This is a genomic window from Deinococcus hopiensis KR-140 (genome assembly GCF_900176165.1).
In the GTDB taxonomy this organism is placed as follows: Bacteria; Deinococcota; Deinococci; order Deinococcales; family Deinococcaceae; genus Deinococcus; species Deinococcus hopiensis.
Genome location: NZ_FWWU01000009.1, coordinates 1,600,278 through 1,621,445 on the forward strand (window position 1 = coordinate 1,600,278; position 21,168 = coordinate 1,621,445).

18 protein-coding genes are annotated in these 21,168 nt (G+C 65.6%); all 18 read right to left on the minus strand.

Going from position 1 to position 21,168, the window contains the following annotated elements; all coding sequences use genetic code 11:
* Positions 1–40 precede the first annotated feature (40 nt).
* A complete protein-coding gene (locus B9A95_RS21335; RefSeq protein WP_084049112.1) occupies positions 41–1,927 on the minus strand; it encodes an ABC-F family ATP-binding cassette domain-containing protein in 1,887 nt (628 codons plus the stop codon).
* A 485-nt stretch (positions 1,928–2,412) separates the two neighbouring features.
* Entirely contained in the window at positions 2,413–3,858 is a 1,446-nt protein-coding gene (locus B9A95_RS21340) for an NADH-quinone oxidoreductase subunit N (RefSeq protein ID WP_084049113.1), read from the minus strand.
* Positions 3,859–5,283, minus strand: a complete 1,425-nt coding sequence (locus B9A95_RS21345) for an NADH-quinone oxidoreductase subunit M (RefSeq protein WP_084049114.1) — start codon at positions 5,281–5,283, stop codon at positions 3,859–3,861.
* Positions 5,280–7,196, minus strand: coding sequence for an NADH-quinone oxidoreductase subunit L (gene nuoL / locus B9A95_RS21350; RefSeq protein ID WP_084050887.1), 1,917 nt, complete (start codon positions 7,194–7,196; stop codon positions 5,280–5,282). The genes B9A95_RS21345 and nuoL overlap by 4 nt, the downstream gene beginning before the upstream one ends.
* Positions 7,197–7,205: 9 nt before the next feature.
* The gene (gene nuoK, locus B9A95_RS21355; RefSeq protein WP_084049115.1) at positions 7,206–7,508 is read right to left on the minus strand and encodes an NADH-quinone oxidoreductase subunit NuoK; all 303 of its coding nucleotides are present in this window, start codon (positions 7,506–7,508) and stop codon (positions 7,206–7,208) included.
* Positions 7,508–8,146: an NADH-quinone oxidoreductase subunit J family protein gene (locus B9A95_RS21360; RefSeq protein WP_084049116.1), complete on the minus strand. Its 639-nt coding sequence runs from the start codon at positions 8,144–8,146 to the stop codon at positions 7,508–7,510. Before B9A95_RS21360 ends, nuoK begins: the two co-directional genes overlap by 1 nt.
* Before the next feature lie 124 nt (positions 8,147–8,270).
* Positions 8,271–8,810, minus strand: coding sequence for an NADH-quinone oxidoreductase subunit NuoI (nuoI, locus tag B9A95_RS21365; protein ID WP_084049117.1), 540 nt, complete (start codon positions 8,808–8,810; stop codon positions 8,271–8,273).
* A gap of 117 nt (positions 8,811–8,927) precedes the next feature.
* On the minus strand, positions 8,928–10,097 hold the full coding sequence (gene nuoH, locus B9A95_RS21370; protein WP_084049118.1) for an NADH-quinone oxidoreductase subunit NuoH: 1,170 nt from the start codon (positions 10,095–10,097) through the stop codon (positions 8,928–8,930).
* Positions 10,097–12,274, minus strand: coding sequence for an NADH-quinone oxidoreductase subunit NuoG (gene nuoG / locus B9A95_RS21375; RefSeq protein ID WP_084049119.1), 2,178 nt, complete (start codon positions 12,272–12,274; stop codon positions 10,097–10,099). The genes nuoH and nuoG overlap by 1 nt, the downstream gene beginning before the upstream one ends.
* A gap of 103 nt (positions 12,275–12,377) precedes the next feature.
* Positions 12,378–13,718, minus strand: a complete 1,341-nt coding sequence (gene nuoF / locus B9A95_RS21380; RefSeq protein WP_084049120.1) for an NADH-quinone oxidoreductase subunit NuoF — start codon at positions 13,716–13,718, stop codon at positions 12,378–12,380.
* The gene (nuoE, locus tag B9A95_RS21385; protein WP_084049121.1) at positions 13,715–14,356 is read right to left on the minus strand and encodes an NADH-quinone oxidoreductase subunit NuoE; all 642 of its coding nucleotides are present in this window, start codon (positions 14,354–14,356) and stop codon (positions 13,715–13,717) included. The genes nuoF and nuoE overlap by 4 nt, the downstream gene beginning before the upstream one ends.
* Before the next feature lie 97 nt (positions 14,357–14,453).
* Positions 14,454–15,662, minus strand: a complete 1,209-nt coding sequence (gene nuoD, locus B9A95_RS21390) for an NADH dehydrogenase (quinone) subunit D (RefSeq protein ID WP_084049122.1) — start codon at positions 15,660–15,662, stop codon at positions 14,454–14,456.
* Positions 15,659–16,279, minus strand: a complete 621-nt coding sequence (locus tag B9A95_RS21395) for an NADH-quinone oxidoreductase subunit C (RefSeq protein WP_139807066.1) — start codon at positions 16,277–16,279, stop codon at positions 15,659–15,661. The genes nuoD and B9A95_RS21395 overlap by 4 nt, the downstream gene beginning before the upstream one ends.
* Positions 16,276–16,812: a NuoB/complex I 20 kDa subunit family protein gene (locus tag B9A95_RS21400; RefSeq protein ID WP_084049123.1), complete on the minus strand. Its 537-nt coding sequence runs from the start codon at positions 16,810–16,812 to the stop codon at positions 16,276–16,278. Before B9A95_RS21400 ends, B9A95_RS21395 begins: the two co-directional genes overlap by 4 nt.
* Before the next feature lie 118 nt (positions 16,813–16,930).
* Positions 16,931–17,266: an NADH-quinone oxidoreductase subunit A gene (locus B9A95_RS21405; RefSeq protein WP_084049124.1), complete on the minus strand. Its 336-nt coding sequence runs from the start codon at positions 17,264–17,266 to the stop codon at positions 16,931–16,933.
* Positions 17,267–17,823: 557 nt separating this feature from the next.
* Positions 17,824–18,975: a sensor histidine kinase gene (locus B9A95_RS21410; RefSeq protein WP_084049125.1), complete on the minus strand. Its 1,152-nt coding sequence runs from the start codon at positions 18,973–18,975 to the stop codon at positions 17,824–17,826.
* A 123-nt stretch (positions 18,976–19,098) separates the two neighbouring features.
* Positions 19,099–19,965 carry a carbohydrate ABC transporter permease gene (locus B9A95_RS21415; protein ID WP_084049126.1) on the minus strand — a complete coding sequence of 289 codons (867 nt, stop codon included), beginning with the start codon at positions 19,963–19,965 and terminating at the stop codon, positions 19,099–19,101.
* A complete protein-coding gene (locus tag B9A95_RS21420) occupies positions 19,962–21,077 on the minus strand; it encodes a carbohydrate ABC transporter permease (protein WP_084049127.1) in 1,116 nt (371 codons plus the stop codon). The genes B9A95_RS21415 and B9A95_RS21420 overlap by 4 nt, the downstream gene beginning before the upstream one ends.
* Between the last annotated feature and the right edge of the window lie 91 nt (positions 21,078–21,168).

Below are 21,168 nucleotides of genomic sequence, written 5' to 3' on the forward strand. Positions count from 1 at the left end.
CTGTAAAAGGGCCAGAGCGTGGCACGAGTTGGGGCACGCTCTACCCTCCCCGCGCCTCCACCTCGGCCTGCTTCTCACCCCAGGCGGTCATCTTCGCCTCCAGCTGCAATTCCAGGTCATGTACGGCCTGGCCCAGCCCCGCGAAGTCGGCGTCAGCCGGAGCGCTGCTCAGGGCGGCCTGAGCGTGCAGCAGTTCGTCTTCCAGCCGCGTGATCTCGGCCTCGATCGCTTCCACCTCGCGCTTGAGGTGCCACAGGCCCTTGCCCTTTGGCGCGGTGGGTCTCGCAGGTTCAGCGGGAGTGGGGGTTTCCTGAGCCTGAACTTCGGCCAGCGTGCGGTGCTTGGCCTTGTAGTCCGCCCAGCCGGGGTATTCGTAGAACCGCCCGTCCTCCAGCAGCCAGATGCGGTCTGCCAGTCCCTCGATAAAGGCGCGGTCGTGGCTCACCATGATCAGGGTGCCGGTATAGCCCGTCAACGCGTCTTCCAGCGCCTCCACCATCTCCATGTCCAGGTGGTTGGTCGGCTCGTCCATCACGAGGAGGTTGTGGTCCTCCTGCGCCAGCTTGAGGAGCGCCAGCCGTGCCCGCTCGCCGCCGGAGAGGATGCGCGCCTGCTTGTCGTGCTGATCGAAGGGGAACATGAAGGTGCCGAGCAGGTTGTGGGCCTCATGGTCCTTCTGCACGTACTCACGCGCCACGTCGTAGAGGGTCTGGGAGGGATCCACACCGCGCAGGGCCTGATCGTAGTAGCCAACGCTCACGCGGGCCCCAGTCAGCACCCGCGTTTTGGGGTCATCGCTCGGCAGCAGCCCCAGCAGGGCGCGCAGCAGGGTGGTCTTCCCCGCCCCGTTGCGCCCGATGATCGCCACCCGGTCACCCCGGCGCAACTGCACGTTGATGTCGCGGAAGAGGGTCCGCCCGCCCATTGCCTTGGTGACGTGGCGGGCGTCCAGCACCACGTCGCCGCTCTCCGGCGCGTGAAAGGTGATGCGGGTGGTGCGTTCCTCAGCGGGTGGGGCGGCGGTGGCGCGGGCCTGCATGCGGTCTACCCGGGCCTGCATCGCCTTGGCCCGCCGGGCGAGCTTGCTCATGCCCAACCCCCAGATCTTCATGCGGTCCGCGCTGGCCTGCAGGGTGGCGATCTGTTTGGCGTCCTGCGCGAATTGCGCGGCCTGGCGCTCCTGCTCGGCCTCCAGCGTCTCGCGGAAGGTGGTGTAGCTGCCCTTGTAGACCTGGAGGGTCCCGCCGCGCAGGTAGGCCGTCTCGTTCGTCACGGTGTCCAGAAAGGCCCGGTCGTGGCTGATCACCAGCACCGCGCCGGGGTAACGCGCCAGGAAGGTTTCCAGCCACTCCACCATTACGATATCGAGGTGGTTCGTCGGCTCGTCGAGGAGCAGCACGTCCGGGTTTTCCACCAGCAGGGCGGCCAGGCCCAGCCGGGTCCGCTCGCCGCCTGACAAGCCGGAGACGGGGTCCTGTTCGCGCCCCCGGAAGCCGAAAGCCAGCGTCACGGCCTCCTTGCGGCTGCGCCGCTCGAAGCCGCCGCGGCGGACGTAGTGCTCCAGCACTTCCTCGTGGTGCATCACGCTCTCGGGCGTGCCGCTGTTCATGGCCTCGGCGGCGGCGGCAAGTTCAGCCTCCAGGGCGTCGAGGTCATGGAAGGCCGCGTCGAGCACGCTGTCCACGGTTGCGCCCTCGGGGAAGGTGGGGTCCTGTTTCAGGGCGCGGGCGCGGACGCCGGGAGCGCGGCGCACCATGCCGCCGTCAGGAATGAGTTCGCCCGTCAGCAGTTTGAGCAGCGTGCTTTTGCCCGCGCCGTTGCGGCCCACAAGGCCCACGCGGTCGCCGGGTTGTACGGCGAAGGTGATCTCTGACAGGACGGTGAGGGGTCCGTACTCTTTGGTGGCGTCCTGAACGGCGACAAGCACGCCCCGCAGTATAGGGTTTGGATGCGGTGGAGCGGGAATAGGCGGAATGGTGTAGGAGTGGCAGGGGGACTTGCTCCGGTTTGCTCCACCCCCAGCTCCCTACCCGGCTGGGCAGGGGGAGCAGCGCTGCGCCAGGCAAGACCGTGGGGAGCGTAAATAGGCCCAGCTCCCCCGCTCATTTAAACGCTGGGCTGCCTGTCCCGCCGAGTTGGGAGAGGCCCGTGCGCTGCGCGCCCGACGGCCCACGGGGGCCGTCGGGCAGTGGCGGGGAAAGGCGTCTGGAGGAGGGGGCCCACCCCCCTCCCCCACAAGGAGGGAGGGAGGTGGGCCCTGGTTGTTGACCCTCTTCCCCCGTGGAACTCGCTGAGCTGCGCAGCAGGGAGGGGCCTGGCGAAGGCGGCCACCGAGCCACCCTGTCCCCTTCACACAAAAAAGCCGCCAGCACTCCGCCGACGGCTCAAAACTCAAAGCTGCTCGCCCCTCCCCTACCGCCCCGCCAGCCGCTCCCAGATCAGCGGATTCGCCACCCACCCGTACCACAGATTGGGCAGGATACCCAGCACGGTGACGCCGACCACACCGAGCGCCACGGTGAAGTTGGTGGGGCCGCGCTCGCCGTGGGCGTATTCGCGGGCGGGGGTGCGGTCCGGCATGAACATCAGCATGCCGGGGCGCAGGTAATACACCAGCGCCGCCACGCTGGCGAGGGCCGCCAGGACCGAGAGCCACACGTACCCGTTCTGAAAGGCCGCCTGAAACGCGAGGTACTTGCCGAAGAACCCCGCGAAGGGCGGCAGGCCGGCCAGCGAGGCCAGGCACACGGCGAGGGCCACCGCGTAGGCGGGGTGGCGGTAGTACAGGCCGCGCAGATCGCTGATCTCCATGCCTGCCTCGCTCCGCTGGAGGGCGGCAATAATGGCGAGGGCCGCCGCCGTCATCAGCGTATAGATCAGCAGGTAGTAGGCCAGTGCCGCGCCGCCCATCGCCTGGGTGCCCAGCAGCGTCATGGCGAGAAAGCCCGTGTGCGCCACCGCCGAGTAGGCCATCATCCGCTTGAAGTTGCGCTGGAAGAGGGCCGCCGCGTTGCCGATGATCAGGGTGGCGGCCGTCAGGACCTGAAGGGTAGAGGCCCAGCCGGGGGCACTATGAAGCGCGCCGCCGAACACGCGCAGCATTCCGGCGAAAGCGGCCACCTTCACCACGGTGCTCAGAAACAGGCTGACGCTGGTGGGCGCGCCGCTGTACACGTCCGGCGTCCACTGGTGGAAGGGCGCGAGCGCCACCTTGAACGCGAAGCCTGCGAGCAGCATCAATGCCCCCGCGACGAGAATGGCGACGTTGGTGGGCGTCAGGGCCGCCGCCTTGGCCGCGATGCCGAGGTAATTCAGGCTGCCCGTTGCGCCGTATACCAGCGCGATGCCGTAGATCAGGATGGCGCTGCCCGCCGCACCCAGCAGGAAGTACTTCAGGCCAGACTCTTCCGAGCGGCGCGAATCCTGCAGGGTGGCGAGGACGTAGCTGCTCAGGCTCATGATTTCCAAACCGATCAGCATGGTCATCAGGTCGCCGGAAAAGGCGATCAGCAGCGTGCCCGTCACCGCGTACATCAGCATGGCGTCAAACTCCGGGAAGCTGACGCGGGCGCGGTAGGCCGTGTCCAGGCTGACCAGTAGCGTCATGGCCGAGCCGACGAGGATCGTGATGCCCAGCAGGATGGCCGGGTTGTCGGCCTGAAGCGCCCCACCGAAGGCGGTGGCTCCCGTGTTCCAGAGGGCCATCATGGCAGCCCCACTGAGAACCAGGGTGACGAGGTTGATGACCGTGAGGGCGCGGCGGTGCAGGTAAAACCCCAGGACCGTGCTGGCGATCGCTCCGGTCAGCACCATCAGGATGGGCAGCATGGGGGCGAAGGGAACGTCGGGTAACTGCATTTACTGGCCCCCCAGGGTGGACAGGACGCTCCGCACGGCGGGCTGGATCAGCCGCAGCGCCGGGGAGGAATACACGCCGAAGAAGATGGCGACGGCCAGCGGCAGGCCCAGCACCAGCCACTCGGTGGAGCGCAGGTCTGCCACCCGCACCCCGCCGAAGGGACGGCCTTGCCAGAAGGTGGTCTGAAACCCGGTGAGGGCGTAGGCGGCGGCGGCAATGACGGAGAGGCCCGCCACAAAGGTCAGCCAGGGCTGCACCTGGTACGCGCCCAGCATGATGGAGAACTCCCCGATAAATCCGGCGAGGCCAGGCACCGCGATGGAGGCGAACCACAACGCCATCGTCATGCCGCCGAGCGCGCCTGCCTGGGTCATCACACCGCCAACGCGGGTGTCGAGGCTGCCGACGCGCTCCTGAAGCATCCCGACGGCCAGGAACAGCGCGCCCGTATACACGTTCTGAAACGCCAGCAGGTACATCGCCCCGATGGTGGCCGTCTCATTCAGAGAAAAGACGCCCAGCGCGACGAGGCCCATGTGCGAGAGGCCAGCGTAGGCGAGCAGCCGCTTCCAGTCGGTCTGACGAAAGGCAATCCAGGCGGCGTACAGCGCGGTAAAGGCGGCCAGACCCATCAGGATGGGGCGCAGTTCCTCCGAGGCGTTCGGGAACAGCGGCAGGCCGAACTGAAACAGCCCGTACCCGCCCACCTTATACAGCGTGCCCATCACGTCGGGCACCCCGCTCTCGTGGTTCTGCTCGTGGAAGTCGGGGAGCCACGCGTGCAGCGGCCACAAGGGCAGCTTGACGGCCATCGCGGCGAGGAAGCCGATGTAGAGCCAGGTCTGCGTGGAGCCAGTCACGAGGTGCTGGCGCAGGTCTGCAAGCGCGAAGGTGGGGCTGCCGCCGTAGTATTTCACCCCGATAATGGCGAGCAGCATCAAGAGGCTGCCAAACAACGTGTAAGCCGCAAACTGGGTCAGGGCGCGCATCCGGCTGGGGCGTCCGTAGATCGCCAGCATCAGCAGCGAGGGCAGCAGGGCGTCCTCGAAAAACACGTAGAACAGCACCAGGTCCTGCGCAGCGAAAATGCCCAGCAGGCCCGTTTCCATCGCCAGCACCAGCGAGAGCATGGTGCCGGGGTTCTCCACCCGCCGTGAGGCGTACAGCACGGCGACGAAGGACATAAAGGCGGTGATAAGCGCCAGCGTGAGGCTCACGCCGTTCAGCGCCACCGAATAGGTTACGCCCAGCGCGGGAATCCACGGCACCGAGAACAGATCCGCCCCGCCGCCCCTCCAGATCAGCAACCCCAGCCCCAGCGTGAGGGCCGCGAACAGCCCGGCCACCTCCTCACGCCACTTCCGGGGCACCGCCATCAGGATCAGAGATCCCAGCAGGGGGAGGAAAATCATCAGGTGAATCACGCGCCGCCTCCAATCGTCTTCAGCGCCCAGTAGCCCAGGATCAGGGCCGTGCCCAGCAGCATGGAGACTGCGTAGGCGCGCACAAAGCCGCTCTGCCAGCGGGTAAAGAGCCCGCCCGGCGCGGCGCTGTTGCGGGCGACGGCACCGAGACTGCCCTCTACGCTGCGGTCTACCATGTCCAGACCGTAAGAAATGCCCCGACTGGGCGCACTGAACAGGCCGTTATAGATGGTGTCGAGGTAGAGCGCCTGGGTGCTGAGCAGACCCAGAGGCCCATTCGCCAGCGAGCGGGCGCGGTGTTCGAGGAAGGCCCAGACCAATCCGCCAACGCCTGCGAGCACTGCAAATGCCGTCAGCAGCAGTTCGGTAGAGACGGCGATTTCATGACCGTGCAGCGGAATGGCCCGGCCCAAGTAGGTATCGAAGGCGTGGCCGCCACCAAGGAAGGCGGGGATATTCAGCAGACCGCCCAGCGTTGCCAGCGCAGCGAGGATGCCCAGCGGCACCTTCATGGTGGTGTCGGCGTCGTGCGGATGGTGGACATGGCCCCGGTACTCGCCCTGCCACACCAGGAAGTACCAGCGGCCCATGTAAAAGGCGGTCAGGAAAGCCACCCCCAAGCCAATCACGTACAGCGCGGGGTTGGACCCGAAGGCGGCGGCCAGAATGGCGTCTTTGGAGAAGAAACCACTCCAGATCGGAATCCCCGAAATGGCCAGCACGCCCATCAGCGAAACGATGTGGGTAAAGGGCATAAACTTCCGCATTCCGCCCATCGCCCGCACGTCCTGTTCCTCGTGGAGCGCGTGGATGACAGCTCCCGCCGCCAGGAACAGCAGCGCCTTGAAAAAGGCGTGCGTCAGCAGGTGGAACACGCCCGCCGAGTAGGCGTGCAGGCCCACCGCCATAAACATGTAGCCGAGCTGCGAGACCGTGGAGTACGCCAGAATTTTCTTGATGTCGTGCTGGTTGAGCGCCGACAGGGCACCGTACAGCGCCGTCAGGCCGCCCACCCACGCCACCCAAGTGGAGGCCCCGGGCGCGAGGTCATACAGGAAATGGCTGCGCGAGATCAGGTACACGCCCGCCGTGACCATCGTGGCGGCGTGGATCAGCGCCGAAACGGGCGTCGGACCGGCCATAGCGTCGGGCAGCCAGGTGGTCAGCGGCAGTTGACCGCTCTTGCCCACCGCGCCGACGAGCAGGAACAGGCACGTGAGTTCGATGGCCGCCTGCGCCACACGCACGCTTTCGGCCCGCTCCGCCAGCTCGGGAATTACCAAGGTCCCGTAGAGCTTGTAGATCAGGAACATCCCGAACATGAAGCCCAGGTCCCCGATGCGGTTCATGATGAACGCCTTGCGGGCGGCGTTGGAGTTCGCCACGCCCTCGCGGTCCGAGGCCTCCCGCAGTTCGCGGTCCGACGCTTCGGAGTTGCGTCCGCTAAACCAGAAGCCGATCAGGAGGTACGACGCCATGCCCACGCCTTCCCAGCCCACGAACATCAGCGGATAGGAATCGGCCAGCACGAGGATCAGCATCATGGCGACGAAGAAGTTCAGGAACGCGAAAAAACGCGTGAACTGCTTGTCGTGCCCCATGTACGAGAGCGAGTAGACGTGAATCAAAAAGCCAATGCCCGTGATGATCAGGGACATCAGGGCGCTGAGTTGATCGAGATAGAAGCCAACGGCGAGGTTCGCGTTCAGCGCCATGTTGGGCAACCAAGACCACAGGACCTCGTGGTCTGGGGCGTCCGTCTGCCCCAGGTAGCGCATCACGGCCACGACAAAGCTCGCCAGTACGGCGGCGCAGCCCAGCAGGCCGCCCGACTTGCCGGGAAAGAGGCGGGGCAGGCAGATCAGCAGCGCGAAGCCCAGCAGGGGAAACAGGGGAAGGAGGTACAGTGGCAAGCTTCCCACTCAGCCTTTCAGGACCGCGAGATCGTCCACATTGGTGGTCTCGCGCTTGCGGAAGATTGCTACGATGATGGCGAGGCCGATGGCGACTTCGGCGGCGGCGAGCGTCATCACGATAAACACGGCGGTCTGCGCGGTGAGGTCGCCCCACGCACGGGCAAAGGCCACCAGCGCGAGGTTCGCAGCATTGAGCATCAGCTCCACGCTGAGAAAGACCATGATCGCCGTGCGGCGTGTCAGCACCCCGATCATACCGATGGCGAACAGCAGGCCCGACAGGGCAACGTAGTAGGCGGTGGGCGCCATCAGGCGGGCCCCTTCTCGGTCAGGGCGGCTTCTGTACGGACCTGCGTCAGCGCGGGTGTCTCCTGTCGTTGGGGCAACGCGCGCCGGGTAGGACGGATCGGCAGCCCCTCCTCTTCCTCGGTGGGCACACCATCAGGCTGGGGCGTGGGCCGATTCACCAACGCGACGGCCCCCACGATGGCGACGAGGAGCAGGATGCTGACGGCCTCGAACGGCAGCAGGAACCGGGTGAGCAGCACCTCGCCCACAGGTCCGGCGCTGCCGCCCTGCAACTTCGCCGCATTCTGGGCGAGCGGCGCAGGGTCCCGGTAAGTCAGCGCCAGCACGGCAAAGGCCCCCGCCAGCAGCACCCCGCCGATGCCCGCCAGCTCCCGCACAAAGGGCACCGGGTCCCGGCCGGTCACGGGCGCATTGGCATTGAGCAGCATGATCACGAACAGAAACAGCACCATCACCGCGCCCGCGTACACGATTACCTGCGCCGCGGCGAGAAACGAAGCGTTCAGACTGGCAAACAGCCCCGCCACACTGAGCAGTGTTCCCACGAGGCCGAGCGCTGCATGAACGGCATTCTTGGCGGCCACCGTGACGACGGCACCGACGAGGGCCAGAGCGCCCAGGAGGATAAAGGCGATCATGGGCGCACCTGGGGTATGGAAAGTGAGACGTTTTTGCTCCCTCTCCACGTGTGGGAGAGGACCGGGGTGAGGGGGCGTGTGGCCACCACCTCTGCCCTATCAATGCCCTTTGCTCTGCGCATCTTCATCTCGGGTACTCCACCCCCTCCAGTTCCTTGCGCGGCCCACCCTGTACGCGGAAGCCCACGCGTACGGGCTGGCCCTTACGGATGGCCTCGCGGCGCTGCGGCACCGAGCCGTCTACGCCCACGAGCATGTCTTCCTTGCCGTACACGAGGTCCCGGTAGCGGTAGTCGGCCAGCTCAAACTCGTTGCCCAGGACCACCGCGCCCGTCGGGCAAGCTTCCTCGCACATGCCGCAAAAGATGCAGCGCAGCATGTTGATCTCGTAGACCTTCGCGTAGCGCTCGCCGGGGCTGGTGGGATGGGCGGGATCGTTTTCCGCCGCCTCCACGTAAATAGCGTAAGCGGGGCAGGCGGCGGCGCACAGCGAGCAGCCGATGCACTTTTCCAGGCCGGTGCCGGGATGGCGGGTCAGCACGTGCCGTCCCCGGAAACGGGGTTGCAGCGTGGCCCGCTGTTCGGGGTAGCTGACCGTCACGGGCTTCTGAAACAGCTTGCCCAGCGTGACGCCCATGCCCTTGGCGATTTCAAGAACGCCCATACATGCCTCCAGAGTTGCCGGTCGCCAGTTCCCCGTGGCCAGTGTTTTTGCTGGCCGCTGGTGGGTGACCGCTGGCGACGCCCTTCACCCATAAATTCCAGACCCGAACCACCTGCATCAGTCGCCCCCCACTGGCCGTGCGGGAGACGGCCGCTCGATGGGACGCTTTACGGAAGACGTGCTCCACAGCCCCCGCACCCGGTCCCCCAGCACCAGCAGCAGCACCAACCCGATCAGGCTCAGCACAGCCAGCGGCCACAGGCCCAGACTGCCCCGGAAGGCGAGGTAGGCGGCCGTCATCACTGTATTGATCAGTGCAGCGGGCAGCACCAGCTTCCAGCCGAAGCGCATGAGTTGGTCATAGCGCAACCGGGGCAGGGTGGCCCGCACCCAGATGAACAGGAACAGGAACAGCGCGATCTTGACCACCAGCCAGATGATCGGCCAGCCTGAGATGCCGGGAATAAAGCGGTCCAGAAACACCGGGCCCCGGTAGCCACCGAAAAACAGCGTGGACATGACGGCGGAGGCGGTGATCATGTTCACGTACTCGGCCATCTGGAAGAGTGCCCACTTGATCGCGGAATACTCGGTCAGGTAGCCCGCGACGAGCTCCTGCTCGGCTTCCGGCAAGTCAAAGGGTGTGCGGTTGGTTTCGGCGAAGGACGAGATCAGAAACAGCGCGAAGCCCAGCGACTGGAAGAGGATCATCCAGCCCGCGAGCGATTGCCACTCCACGATGACGCGGAAATTGGTGCTGCCTACCAGCATGAGGAGCCCCAGCAGGCTCAGGCCCATGCCCAGTTCGTAGGAGATCATCTGCGCGCTGGACCGCAGTCCGCCCAGAATCGGGTACTTGGACCCCGACGCCCAGCCGCCCAGAAAGATGCCGTACACGCCCATGGACGTGATCGCCAGCAGCGCCAGCACGCCCGCATCAAAGTTGTAGACCCAGGGGTCCGCCCCAAACAGACTTCCGGCGGGCCCGGCGGGAATACCTCCGAACGCCGAGAGCGCCATGCCGATGGCCACGATGGGCGCGAGCGTGTACACCAGCCTGTCCGCCAGCGTGACGTTGACGTCTTCCTTGAAGATGCTCTTGATTGCGTCGGCGAGGGGTTGCAGCAATCCCATCGGTCCAACGCGGTTCGGCCCCAGGCGAATCTGCATGCGGGCCAGCAACCGCCGCTCCACCAGCGTCATGTAGGCAAAGGTGGTCAGCAGCGCGAAAGCCACCAGCACGGCTTTCAGCAGGGTGATGAGGAGTTGGATCAGCCAGTCGGGCATCAATCATCCCCCCCGGGCTGCACCGTTCCGGGATGCATCGGCAACTCCCACATCCCGTTCCGCTCGGCGCGGCTGGGAACACCACTCCCCCGGCGCTCGGGGATGGGCTGCATCCTGGGTTTCCAGAGCTGGGGCACGTAGGGCGCGGTGACGGGCGCGGTGGCGGTGGGGCCGAGGGGCAGAATCTGGCCTTCCGGTGGCAACTGGCTCACGTCCACGTTCAGCCGCTGGCGCAACAGGGCCTGGGCCGACTTGAGGCCGCGAACAGACGCGCGCAGGCCCAGCGCTCCAGCCAGGGCGGTCAGGGTTTGAATCAGGTCCGTGCCCTCGCCCGCGCTGAGGGCGGCCTGCTGCAGGGGCAGGAGGCGGCCTTCGAGATTGACGGTGGTGCCGCGCTTCTCATAGTTCGTGACAGCGGGCAGCACCACGTCCGCCAGCTGCGCCGTTCTGGTCAGGTGCGTGTCGTGGACGATGGTAAAGCCGGGCGCGCGGATGCCAGGATCGAGGCGCGACAGCAACGCGGCCCGCGCCTGCCCCAGCCGCCCGTAGTCCAGCCCACCCGCGCGCGGCACCAGTTGCAGGTGCGCCAGGCCAGCGCTGTTGGGAGCGGCGGAGAGGGCCAGAACTTTGGCTCCCGTACGGGTCAGCAGCGTATTCAGGCGGTTGGTGAAGCTGCCGTCCGCGCTGCCCAGCACATCTGCACCGAGGATGAGCACTGGGCGCTCTGCCTTTTCCAGCAAGGCGAGGGCCGCCCGCAGCTCCTGGGTGTCGGGCTGCATCAACCGGGCAAGGGCGTTGTGGCCGTTCGACGCCGCCCGGATGCCGGCCTGCCCGGAGAGGCGCGATTCCCCACCGATGACGGCGAGGCGCTCGGGGCGACGGGTAGGCCGCTCCACGAGGCGCAGGTCCGCGATGGCCGTGCCGTGGTTGAACTCATTGGGGAGGACGCCTCCACGCAGCATTTCCAACACGCGCAGTTCGACGACCGGGGCTTCCTCGCCCAGGTCCGCGCCCAGCACCACCACCGCGTCGGCACTCGCCACGTCCGTCAGGGTGGCCGTAGAGGGCACGTTCACGCCGAAGCGCGGCCAGTGGTCCACCGATGCGGTGGCGATCTGAGACGCGAAAGCTTCGAGCGCCGCGCCTTCCTCCAGGGTGGAATCGGCGTTCAGGAACAAGGCCAGGTCGGCCCCATTCATGCCACTGAGGTTCGTGCGGATCGTGTCCAGCGCCTCGTCCCAGGTGGCGGGGCGCAGTTCGCCGTTCACGCGAATGTGGGGCGTGACGAGGCGGTCTTCGGAGGCAAACACGTGACCGAAGCGGCCTGCGTCGCACAGCCACATCTCGTTCACTTCGCGGTTCTCGCCCGCCACCACACGCTCCAGACGCCCGTTGCGCGCATCCACCACGATGGCGCAACCCACCGGGCACAGGGTGCAGGTGGTGGGGGTGTGGTCGTACTCCCAGTTGCGGCCCCGGAAGCGGGCCACGTTGTCAAGCAGCGCCCCCACTGGGCAGATATCGGCGATGTTGCCCTGGAAACCCACGGGCAGCCCACCCTCTTCCGTGTCGATAAAGGTGTGGCCACCGCGCTCGATAAAGTCCAGCACCTCCTGGCCCGGCACTTCCTCGAAGTAGCGCACGCAGCGCTTGCAATGGATGCACCGCTCCTGATCGAGAATGATGAAGTCCGAGAGCGGGTAGTGCTTGTCGGCGTGGCGGCGGTCAAAGCCGAAGCGGCTCGCGCCGTAGCCGTACTCGAAGGCGCGGTCCTGAAGCTCGCACGCGCCGCCCTTGTCGCAGGTGGGGCAGTCGAGGGGGTGATTGAGCAGCGTAAATTCCATCATGCCCGACTGCGCTTTTGCCACCACCTCGGACGTTTTGGCCGTCTTGATGTGCATGCCTTCGGTGGCCTGCATGGTGCAAGCGGCCATCGGCTTGGGAAACCAGAAGATTTTGGGCGTGGCGGCTTCGCCCTCGCCTTCCATCACGAAGGTGCCGTCGGGGTTCTTGCGGGGAGAGCCGGACTCTACCAGACACATCCGGCACGCCCCCACGGGCGACAGGTACGGGTGCGCGCAGAAGTACGGCACGTCGCGCCCGGCGTGGAATACGGCGTCTATCGCGCTCGTCCCCGCCGGGAGATCGAGTTCGGTACCGTCGACAACGACTTTCATGGTTGCTCCTTAAGGTGAGCGCCGAGGGCACAGCGCGAAGAGCACAGCGCGGTTGCCGCCCCTGCGTTTCTTGCCCCCTGCGTGCGCCCTGCTCTGTGCATCCTCATCCGTCCAACCACCTTCTGCGCGTCGGGTACATCGGCTGCCCCGTCCCCGCGAGCTGGTCATATTCCTCGCGGAAGAGCTTGATGGAACTGAGAACCGGACCCAGGCAGGCGTCGGCCAGCGCGCAGAAGCTGCGCCCGCCAATGTTGTCGGACATGTCGAGAATCAGTTGCACGTCGCCGGGCTGGCCGTGCCCACGCACCAGCTTCTCGTACATCCGGACCATCCAACCGCTGATGCCCTCACGGCAGGGGGTACATTTGCCGCAGGACTCGTGGGCATAGAAGCGGACGAGGTTCCAGGTGGTATTCACAATGCAGTCGGCTTTTGGAACCAGCGTTACGCCGCCCGTGCCCAGCATGGAGCCCGCCGCGCCCACGCTCTCATAGTCCATGGGGGTGTCGAGAATCTTGTCGGTCCAGGGCATCATCGGGCAGGAGGAGCCTCCGGGAATGATCGCCTTGATCTCCTCCAGTGGGCCACCTGCCCAATCGAAAACCAGTTCGCGGAAGGTGGTGCCCAGCGGCAACTCGTACACGCCGGGCCGGGCCACCGGGCCGCTGATCTGGAAGAGCTTCATGCCCTTGGACTTTTCGGTCCCCATACCCGCGTGCCAGTCCGCGCCGTATTTCAGGATCTGGGTGGCGGCGCAAAACGTCTCCACGTTGTTGATGGTGGTGGGCAGGCCGTATAGCCCGGCGGCGGCGGGAAAGGGCGGCTTCAGGCGTGGGTTGGCGCGCAGGCCCTCAAGCGAGTTCATCAGCGCGGTTTCCTCGCCGCAGATGTACGCTCCGGCGCCCCGGTGAACCTGGAGATCAAAGTCAAAGCCGCTGCCCAGAATATTCCTGCCCAGCAGGCCTGCCGTCCGCGCCTCTTGAATGGCCGCCCACATCCGCTCGGCAGCGTGGACATACTCGCCGCGAATGTAGATGTAGCCCAGCGAGGCGCGCATGGCGTACCCACCGATAAGCATGCCCTCAATGAGCTGATGCGGGTCCTCGGACAGCAGGTAACGGTCCTTGAAGCTGCCCGGCTCGGACTCGTCGGCGTTGCAGATAATGTAGTGCTGCTTGCCGTCCTTGAGGGGCATGAACGACCACTTGAGGCCCGTCGCGAAGCCTGCGCCGCCGCGTCCACGCAGGCCGCTCTTCTTCACCTCGTCGATCACGGGGTCGGGACCCATCGCAAAGGCGCGCTGCACACCCTGATAGCCGCCGTGCATCAGGTAATAGTTCAGCGTCCAGCTCTGGTCCTGCCCGACATGCGCGTACAGCGTGGGCGCGAAGCGGGCGTCCTTGCCGCTGGTGATGGGTTTGGGAGCGGGTTCGGCGACGGTCACGCTTCTCCTCCAGCTTTGGCCCCATTGGGGACGGGGCGGGCAAGAACGGTCAGCTCGGAGATGCTCGCGCCCACCCGCTCGCCGTTCGCCAGCATCTGCCGTCCGTCTTCACGCACTGTAACGGGCACAGGGTTATCCGGGGCGGGAGGCATATCCGAACGCAGCGCGGCGAGGAGGCGGTCACACTTACGGCGCGTCACGTGCTCGTAGTAGCCGTCGTCGTTGATCTGGACCACGGGCGCGGTGCCGCACGAGCCGAGACACTCCACCTTTTGCACGCTGAAGCGCCCGTCAGGACTGACTTCGCCTGGCTGCACGTCCAACTCCGAGACGAAGTGGTCCCACAGTTCGTCGCTGCCCGCCAGCGCACACATCAGCGTCGAGCAGACCTGAAGGTGATAGCGCCCTGTGGGCACCGTGTGGTAGGTGGAATAAAAGCTCATCACGCTGCGGACTTCGGTGGCCGTCGTGCCGCAAAGATGAGCGATCTCGGCCATCCGCGCCTCGGACACGAAGCCTTCGGCGTCCTGCACCTCGCGCAGCAGCGGCATCAGCGCCGAGCGGCGGCCCTGGGGGCTGTCCGGGTAGCGCGAAAAGATGTCCGCGACGAGGGGTTGTTTGTCTGCAAAGTAGGTCAAAGTGGCATTGCTCCTTGCACAGCAGAGTGGCCAGTGGCCAGTCGCCAGTCACCAGGAAAAGAAGTTGCTGGCGACTGGCGACTGGCCACTGGCTGCTTCATCGGTCCACGTCCCCCAGCACCGGGTCAATCGTCGCCAGGATCGTGATGAGGTCCGCGAACTGACCACCCACGCAGGCGTATTCCAGCGCCTGCAGGTTCACGAAGCTGGGGGCGCGAATCTTGACGCGGTAGGGCATGGAGCCGCCGTCGCTGACGATGTAGTAGCCCACCTCGCCGCGCGCCGACTCGGTGGGCACGTACACCTCGCCCATGGGGGGGTGAAAGCCTTCGGTCACGAGTTTGAAGTGGTGGATGACCGCTTCCATACTCGTTTCGAGTTCCTGACGGGGCGGCAACGAGATCTTGCGGTTGGGGTCCTTGACCGGGCCGGGCGCAAGGCGCTTGAGGGCCTGCCGCACGATCTTCGCGCTCTCGCGAAACTCCATCAGCCGCAGCTGAAAGCGGGCGAGGCAGTCGCCGTCCTGGCTGACGGGAACATTAAAGTCGTACTGTTCGTATCCGCAGTATGGATTGGCCTTGCGGTGATCGAGCGCCACGCCGGACGCACGCAAGTTCGGCCCAGTCAAACCCAGGTCAATCGCCACGTCTCTTGGGATAACGCCTACGCCCTTCGCCCGGTCCACAAAAATCGGGTTGGCTGCGAACAGCGTCTCGTACTCGTCCACGCCCTTCTCGAAGGCGTCGAGAAAGGCGGCCACCTGTTCGGCCCAGCCTTCGGGGATATCGCGCGACAGCCCACCCACCCGGAAGTAGCCCTGATTCATGCGGTAGCCGGTGGCCGCCTCGAACAGGTCCACAAGCGCTTCCTTCTCGCGGAAGGCGTAGAAAAAGGGCGTCAGCGCCCCGAGGTCCAGCAGGCCCGTGCCCACGAAGACGAGGTGCGAGTGGATCCGTCCGAGCTCGTGCAGAATCACACGGACCACATTCGCCCGCTCGGGCACCTCAGCCTGGAGAAGCTTTTCCACGCTCAGGACGTAGGCCAGTTCGTGTCCGAAGCAGTGCAGGTAGTCGGTACGCGGCGCGTAAGTCACGCCCTGCTGGTAGGTGCGGTGCTCGAACGTTTTCTCGAAGCCGGTGTGCAGGTAGCCCATGTGTGGCGTCACCCGCGTGACGTACTCGCCGTCCATGTCCACCACCAGCCGCAAGACGCCGTGCGTGGACGGGTGCTGCGGCCCCACGTTCAGGCTCATGATCTGCGTGTGGAGGAGTGCGCCCCCAGTCTGGGTGGTCGGTTCGGCGGTCATTTCGGTCCCCCTTCCGGCATCACGGGCGGCTCGCGGTCCCCGCCCTGCCCCCGGCGGAACTCGCCGCGCCAGCCGGTCAGCCCCCGACTCTGGCCGGTCAGCCCGGCGCGGAAGGTGGCGGGATCAATAAAGCGGCCCTCGCGGAACATGGTGGGCGTTTCGCCAAGGGGGAAATCCTTGCGGAGGGGATGGCCCTCGAGGTCTTCGGGCGTCAGCACCTTGCGGAGGTCCGGGTGCCCGAGGAACTCGACGCCAATCAGGTCATAGACCTCGCGCTCCAGGTAGTTCGCGGCCTTCCACACGGGAAAGAGGCTATCGAGCGGTTGGCCGTCGTCCAGCCACACCCGCAGGAACAGGCGGCGGTGGTCTTCCGGGTGGTAGACGTTGTGCAAGACAGCGAAGCGGGCAGGCTTGCGCTCGGGGTAAGCGAGGTAATCCACGCCCACCGAGTCCATCAGCATGAACCCGCGCGCTTTGAGGGACTGGGCCACGGTACGCAGCGCCTCGGCGGGCACAACCGCGGTGGATTCGGCGGCGTGGTCCGGGGTTAGGCCAAGTTCTGCCATCAGGGCCGAAGCGGCCGCCCAGAGCTGCGCGTCTCTGTGCTCGGCGGTCATCGGGTCCACGCCTCCACCATCGGGAGTTGGTGTCCCAACTCGTCGAACGCCTCGCCGCGCACCTTCTTCTGAAGCTGCATGACCGCGTAGATCAGCGCTTCGGGCCGGGGTGGGCAACCGGGCACGTAGATGTCCACGGGCACCACATGGTCCACGTTCTGCACGATGGCGTAGTTGTTGAACATGCCGCCCGACGAGGCGCAGGCCCCCATGGAGATCACCCACTTGGGGTCCGGCATCTGGTCGTAGACGCGGCGCATGACCGGAGCCATCTTCTTGGACAACCGCCCCGCCACGATCATCACGTCCGCCTGCCGGGGCGAGGCGCGAAACACCTCGGAGCCAAAGCGCGCGAGGTCGTTGCGCCCGTCCGTGCTGCTCATCATCTCGATGGCGCAGCACGCCAGGCCGAAGGTGGCGGGCCAAAGGCTGTTGCTGCGGCCCCACGCCACCAGCTTCTCGAGGCTGGAAAACAAGACGCCTTCAGACTCCAGCTCCTGCCAGTCGCGGTCGAAGAGTTCTTTCAGGGCCATGGGCGCACCTCCATTTCATGGCTTTGCAAGTCCGGGTACAGCAGGGAACAGAGGGCAAAGGCCAGAGGCCACGTGGGCCGCGCGCGCGCCGCTCTTTGCGCCCTGCGCCCCGCTTCTCTCAGTTCCACTCCAGCACCCCTTTTTTCAGGATGTAGAAGTAACCCACCAGCAGCAGCGCCACGAAGGTGATCGCCTCGAAAAAGGCGAAGGGGATCAGCTTCTGGTAGGCCACCGCAAGCGGGTAGAAAAAGGCCGTCTCGATGTCAAACACGATGAACAGCATGGCGACGAGGTAGAAGTGGACTGGAAAGCGCTGACCCGTCCCCACGCCGCCGCCTTCGGGATCGTTGCCGCTCTCGTAGGCCATGAGCTTGATACGCGTGGCTTTCTTCGGCCCCAGGATGGCGGAAACGACGACGGCCAGCACCCCGATCCCCAGGGCCACCAGCAGCATGATGACGAAATTCGCGTACTCGATGGGAGTCTCCCTTCTGCCCCACCACCCTTTTCCGCCTACTCGTGAAAAAACGCACGAGTAACTTGAAAAAAGAGAAGGGGCCTGACGAACTGCACCTGCATCCGACTTTTGATACGCCCAAGTTCTATCACGGAACCCTGCCTGGCACGAATGCAAACGTCACGCTGCGCAGCCGTGACGGGAGGTTTGCACGGCGCGGATTTCGCCGTGTCAACGGGCGAAGCAGCATATAGACAAGCCGAACCGAGGGCCTGGCGCCTCACTTCCGTAAGGTTTGGGGCAAATCGGGTCAGAAATGCTGTGCTGGAGCGGGCGTACTTGGCCCTTGCCACCCGTCTTTGGAGCTGGGAATAGAAGCCCAGAGGAGGGCGTCGCAAAGTCTCCGAGGCCACGCCCAACGCCAGCACCTCCCCGAGCATCAGCAGCAGTGCGCCCCCAGTGAGGCGGCACGTACTGGCTCCCGCCTCTCCGCGGGGCCCAGCAGGAGACGGAAGGCCACACCCTTGAGGGCGTCTGACGGCGCTCTTTTGTTCTCAGCTCAGCAGCTCGGCGAAATCATCCTCTTCGTTGTCGTGGGCCAGCGGGAGGGTGAAGGTGAAGGTGGCCCCGTGACCGCGCTCGGATTCCACTGAAATACGTCCACCGTGTTCTTCTACGGCCATCTTGCAAAAGGCCAGCCCCATGCCGGTGTCGAAACGGCCATGCAGGGTCAGGCGCGACTGCTCGAAGGCGGCGAACAGGTTGGGAATGTCCTCGGCGGGAATGCCCTCGCCGTCGTCCACCACCGTGGCGCGGGTCTCGTTCTCGGCCTGCCAGACCCTGACCTGGATGGTGCCGCCCACCACCGTGTGCTTCATGGCGTTGCTGATGAGGTTGGCAAAGACCCGGCGCAAAATCTCTGGGTCCGCCCGCGTGGGGCTGAGGTTGGGCGCCACCTGCACCCGCAGCATGCGGTCGCGCAGGCCGCTACCGATGTCACCGCATGCCTGGGTAATGATCTCTTCGAACATGGGGGTGAACACCAGTTCGGGCCGCAGGTTCATTTTGCCCGCCTGAATCTTTCGCACGTCCAGCATGTTTACGGTCAGGTGCAGCAGGTGCCCCGTCTCGTCGCGGGCCACCTTGACCAGGTCGCGCAGGTCCGGCAGCAGGCGCTCATCCTCCTCTACCACCTCCAGCAGGCCCATCACGGCGGCGATGGGGTTTTTCAGGTCGTGGACGAGCATATGCACAAGCTGGTCGCGCACCCGTTCCTCGTGCTCCCAGTCGTCCAGGCGGCGCTGGAGCTGAGAGACGCGGTGTTCGAGGTCATGGTGTTCCCCCGCCCGGCGCAGCAGCGCCCGCACCTGCAGCGCGAGGGCGTCCACGGGCGTGGTGTCGCCAATCAGGGCGTCGGCTCCGGCGGCCAGCAGCGCGCCCAGCCCCTTGCGGCCCACCGCCAGCCAGTGCGTCCCGGCCAGTTCGGCCCGCTGGCGGAGCAGGGGCAGCACCTCGGCCAGCGGAATCCCCGGCAGGTCTGTGTACAGCAGCGCAGCGGCGGGCGGATGCACGTGGGCTTCCCGCAGCAGCGTTTCGGCGTCGGCGATGGCGTAGACGTCGGCCTCGGGCAGGGCAGGCCGCAGGGCCTCGGCCCGCGCCCGGTCATGGGACACGACGAACACGACGGCAGCGTTGGCTCTGGACATGAGATTGTGCGGAGTCTACCGCGCCCGCAGTGAAACCGGAGGACAGGGCTCACGGCAAGGCGCAGGGCACGCTTCTTCCAAGTGGAAGAGGCGTGCCCTGCGCCTTGCCCGAAGTTTCTGTCTTCAGCCCTTGACGCTGCCCGCCAGCAGACCGCGCACAAAGTAGCGGCCCAGCAGGATGTACACCAGCAGGGTGGGCAGGGCGGCCAGAATTGCGCCCGCCATCGGCAGGTTCCAGCTCACCGCCTGACCACCCGCAAGTTGCGACAGGGCGTAGGTCACCGGCTGCGAAGAGGTGTTTGTCAGCGTGGCCGCGAACAGGAACTCGTTCCAGACCTGCGTGAACTCCCAGATAATTACCACCACGAAGGCGGGGATACTCAGGGGCAAGATCACCATGCGGTAGATGCTCCAGAAGCCCGCACCGTCGATGGTTGACGCCTCAATGAGGGCATCGGGCACCTCCGCGTAGTAGTTGCGGAAGATCAGCGTGGTGATGGGCAGGCCGTAGACCACGTGTGCCAGGATCAGACCCCAGATGCTGCCGTACAACCCCAGCGACTTGACGAACTGAAACAGCGGAATCAGGACCGCCTGGTACGGAATGAACATCCCGAACAGCATCAGCGCGAATAGGGTATTGGCCCCCCGGAACTTCCATTTGGCGAGGGCGTAGCCGTTCAGCGAACCCAGCAGCGCAGCCAGAATGGTGGCCGTGATCGCCAGAAACAGGCTGTTGCCAATGTTGCCGCCGATCTTGGCCCACGCGTCGGCGAAGCTCGCCCAGTTCAGCAGCTTGGGCCACTGCCAGGAGCTGGCGAGGTTGATCGCCTCGGGCGACTTGAGGGCCGTGACGACCAAGAGGTAGATGGGCAGCAGGAAAAACAGCGCGGCGACGATCAGCAGCAGGTACAGCCCGGCGCGGCTGAGGCTGGCTTTGCGGGAAGCGGCGGTTCGCGGCGCAGTGTGGGTAGGCAGGGTGGTGGTCATGCGTGGCCCTCCTCGGTGCGGAACGCGCTCACCAGATACGGCACAATCACGAACGCCACCAGAATCAGCAGGATGGTGCCGATGGCTGCGCCCAGCGCGAACTGGTTTTGCCGGAACGAGGTGAGGTACATGTTCAGCGCGGGCACGCTGGTGTAGCTGTTGTCGGGGCCTGTCATCGCGTATACCAAATCGAAGATCTTGAGGCTGATGTGCCCCAGGATGATCATGGCAGATAGGGTGATGGGCGCGAGCAGCGGGAACACCACGTAGCGGTACATACCGATCTCGTTCGCGCCGTCCACCCGGCCAGCCTCACGCAGCTCTTCAGGAATACCGCGCAGGCCGGCGAGGTAGAGCGCCATGGTGTAGCCGCTCATCTGCCACACCGCGGACAAGACGATGCCGATCAGGGCAAGGTTAAAGCCGTGCAGCTCGGGGGCAGGCAGCAGTTTGAGGTTTGGGCCGACGAAGAGGGCCCAGGCGAGCAGCAGCGCGGCGCAGGCAGCGGCCACGAGCGTGCGCGTGCGGTTGCCGCTGCGCGCGGCGCGGATGGCAATCACCGCGAGCACCAGCGCCACCACCGCGGCGGTCAGCAGGGGCAGCTTGTTCCAGTCGACCTTCCAGATGGAATTCGTGCTGCTCAACCACTCGAATCCACCATTATCTCGGCCGAACAGGCGGTTGATCCCCCCCTGCGGCTGCAACATCCAGCGCCAGATGGTGCCCGTCACGATGAAGCTCAGGCTCATGGGAAACAGGAAGATGGTGCGCCACAGGCCCTCACCCTTGGGGTTGCGGTCCAAAATCAGCGCGAGGCCCAACCCCAGGCCCAAGCAGCCCAGGATGAAGAATACAGTGAAAAAGATGGTGTTCACGAGTTCCTGCCGGAAACGGCCCTGCAGGAAGCCGGTAAACAGGTCGGCGTAATTGGCGAAACCCACCCAGCGGATGATGGGATGCTCAGCCAGGGCCTGCGCGGGATCATTGCCCCAGTCGGTCAGACTGACGTAGACGGTACGCCCGATAAAGCCGTAGATAAAGACGGCGAGGAGCAGGATGCTGGGCAGCAGGACGGTGATGGACCACAGGCGGTCACGGGAAAGGCCCTTCAAGTGGGGCACCTCCTTTCAGGAGTGTGGACCGTAGAACGTGGAGAAGGCCTCCACGGTCCACGATCCACGCACTACGGTCTGGGTTAAGGGT

Coding starts and splice junctions, on each gene's coding strand:
- nuoK (WP_084049115.1), bottom strand. CDS start 7,508: ATGGCGCCCACCGCCTACTACGTTGCCCTGTCGGGCCTGCTGTTCGCC.
- nuoD (WP_084049122.1), bottom strand. CDS start 15,662: ATGACCGCCGAACCGACCACCCAGACTGGGGGCGCACTCCTCCACACG.
- B9A95_RS21410 (WP_084049125.1), bottom strand. CDS start 18,975: ATGTCCAGAGCCAACGCTGCCGTCGTGTTCGTCGTGTCCCATGACCGG.
- B9A95_RS21405 (WP_084049124.1), bottom strand. CDS start 17,266: ATGCTGCTGGTGGCCCTGGGGATCGGGGTGCTGGCCGTCGTCGTTTCC.
- nuoI (WP_084049117.1), bottom strand. CDS start 8,810: ATGGGCGTTCTTGAAATCGCCAAGGGCATGGGCGTCACGCTGGGCAAG.
- B9A95_RS21340 (WP_084049113.1), bottom strand. CDS start 3,858: ATGCAGTTACCCGACGTTCCCTTCGCCCCCATGCTGCCCATCCTGATG.
- B9A95_RS21415 (WP_084049126.1), bottom strand. CDS start 19,965: ATGACCACCACCCTGCCTACCCACACTGCGCCGCGAACCGCCGCTTCC.
- B9A95_RS21360 (WP_084049116.1), bottom strand. CDS start 8,146: ATGATCGCCTTTATCCTCCTGGGCGCTCTGGCCCTCGTCGGTGCCGTC.
- B9A95_RS21395 (WP_139807066.1), bottom strand. CDS start 16,279: ATGACCGCCGAGCACAGAGACGCGCAGCTCTGGGCGGCCGCTTCGGCC.
- nuoG (WP_084049119.1), bottom strand. CDS start 12,274: ATGAAAGTCGTTGTCGACGGTACCGAACTCGATCTCCCGGCGGGGACG.
- B9A95_RS21400 (WP_084049123.1), bottom strand. CDS start 16,812: ATGGCCCTGAAAGAACTCTTCGACCGCGACTGGCAGGAGCTGGAGTCT.
- nuoH (WP_084049118.1), bottom strand. CDS start 10,097: ATGCCCGACTGGCTGATCCAACTCCTCATCACCCTGCTGAAAGCCGTG.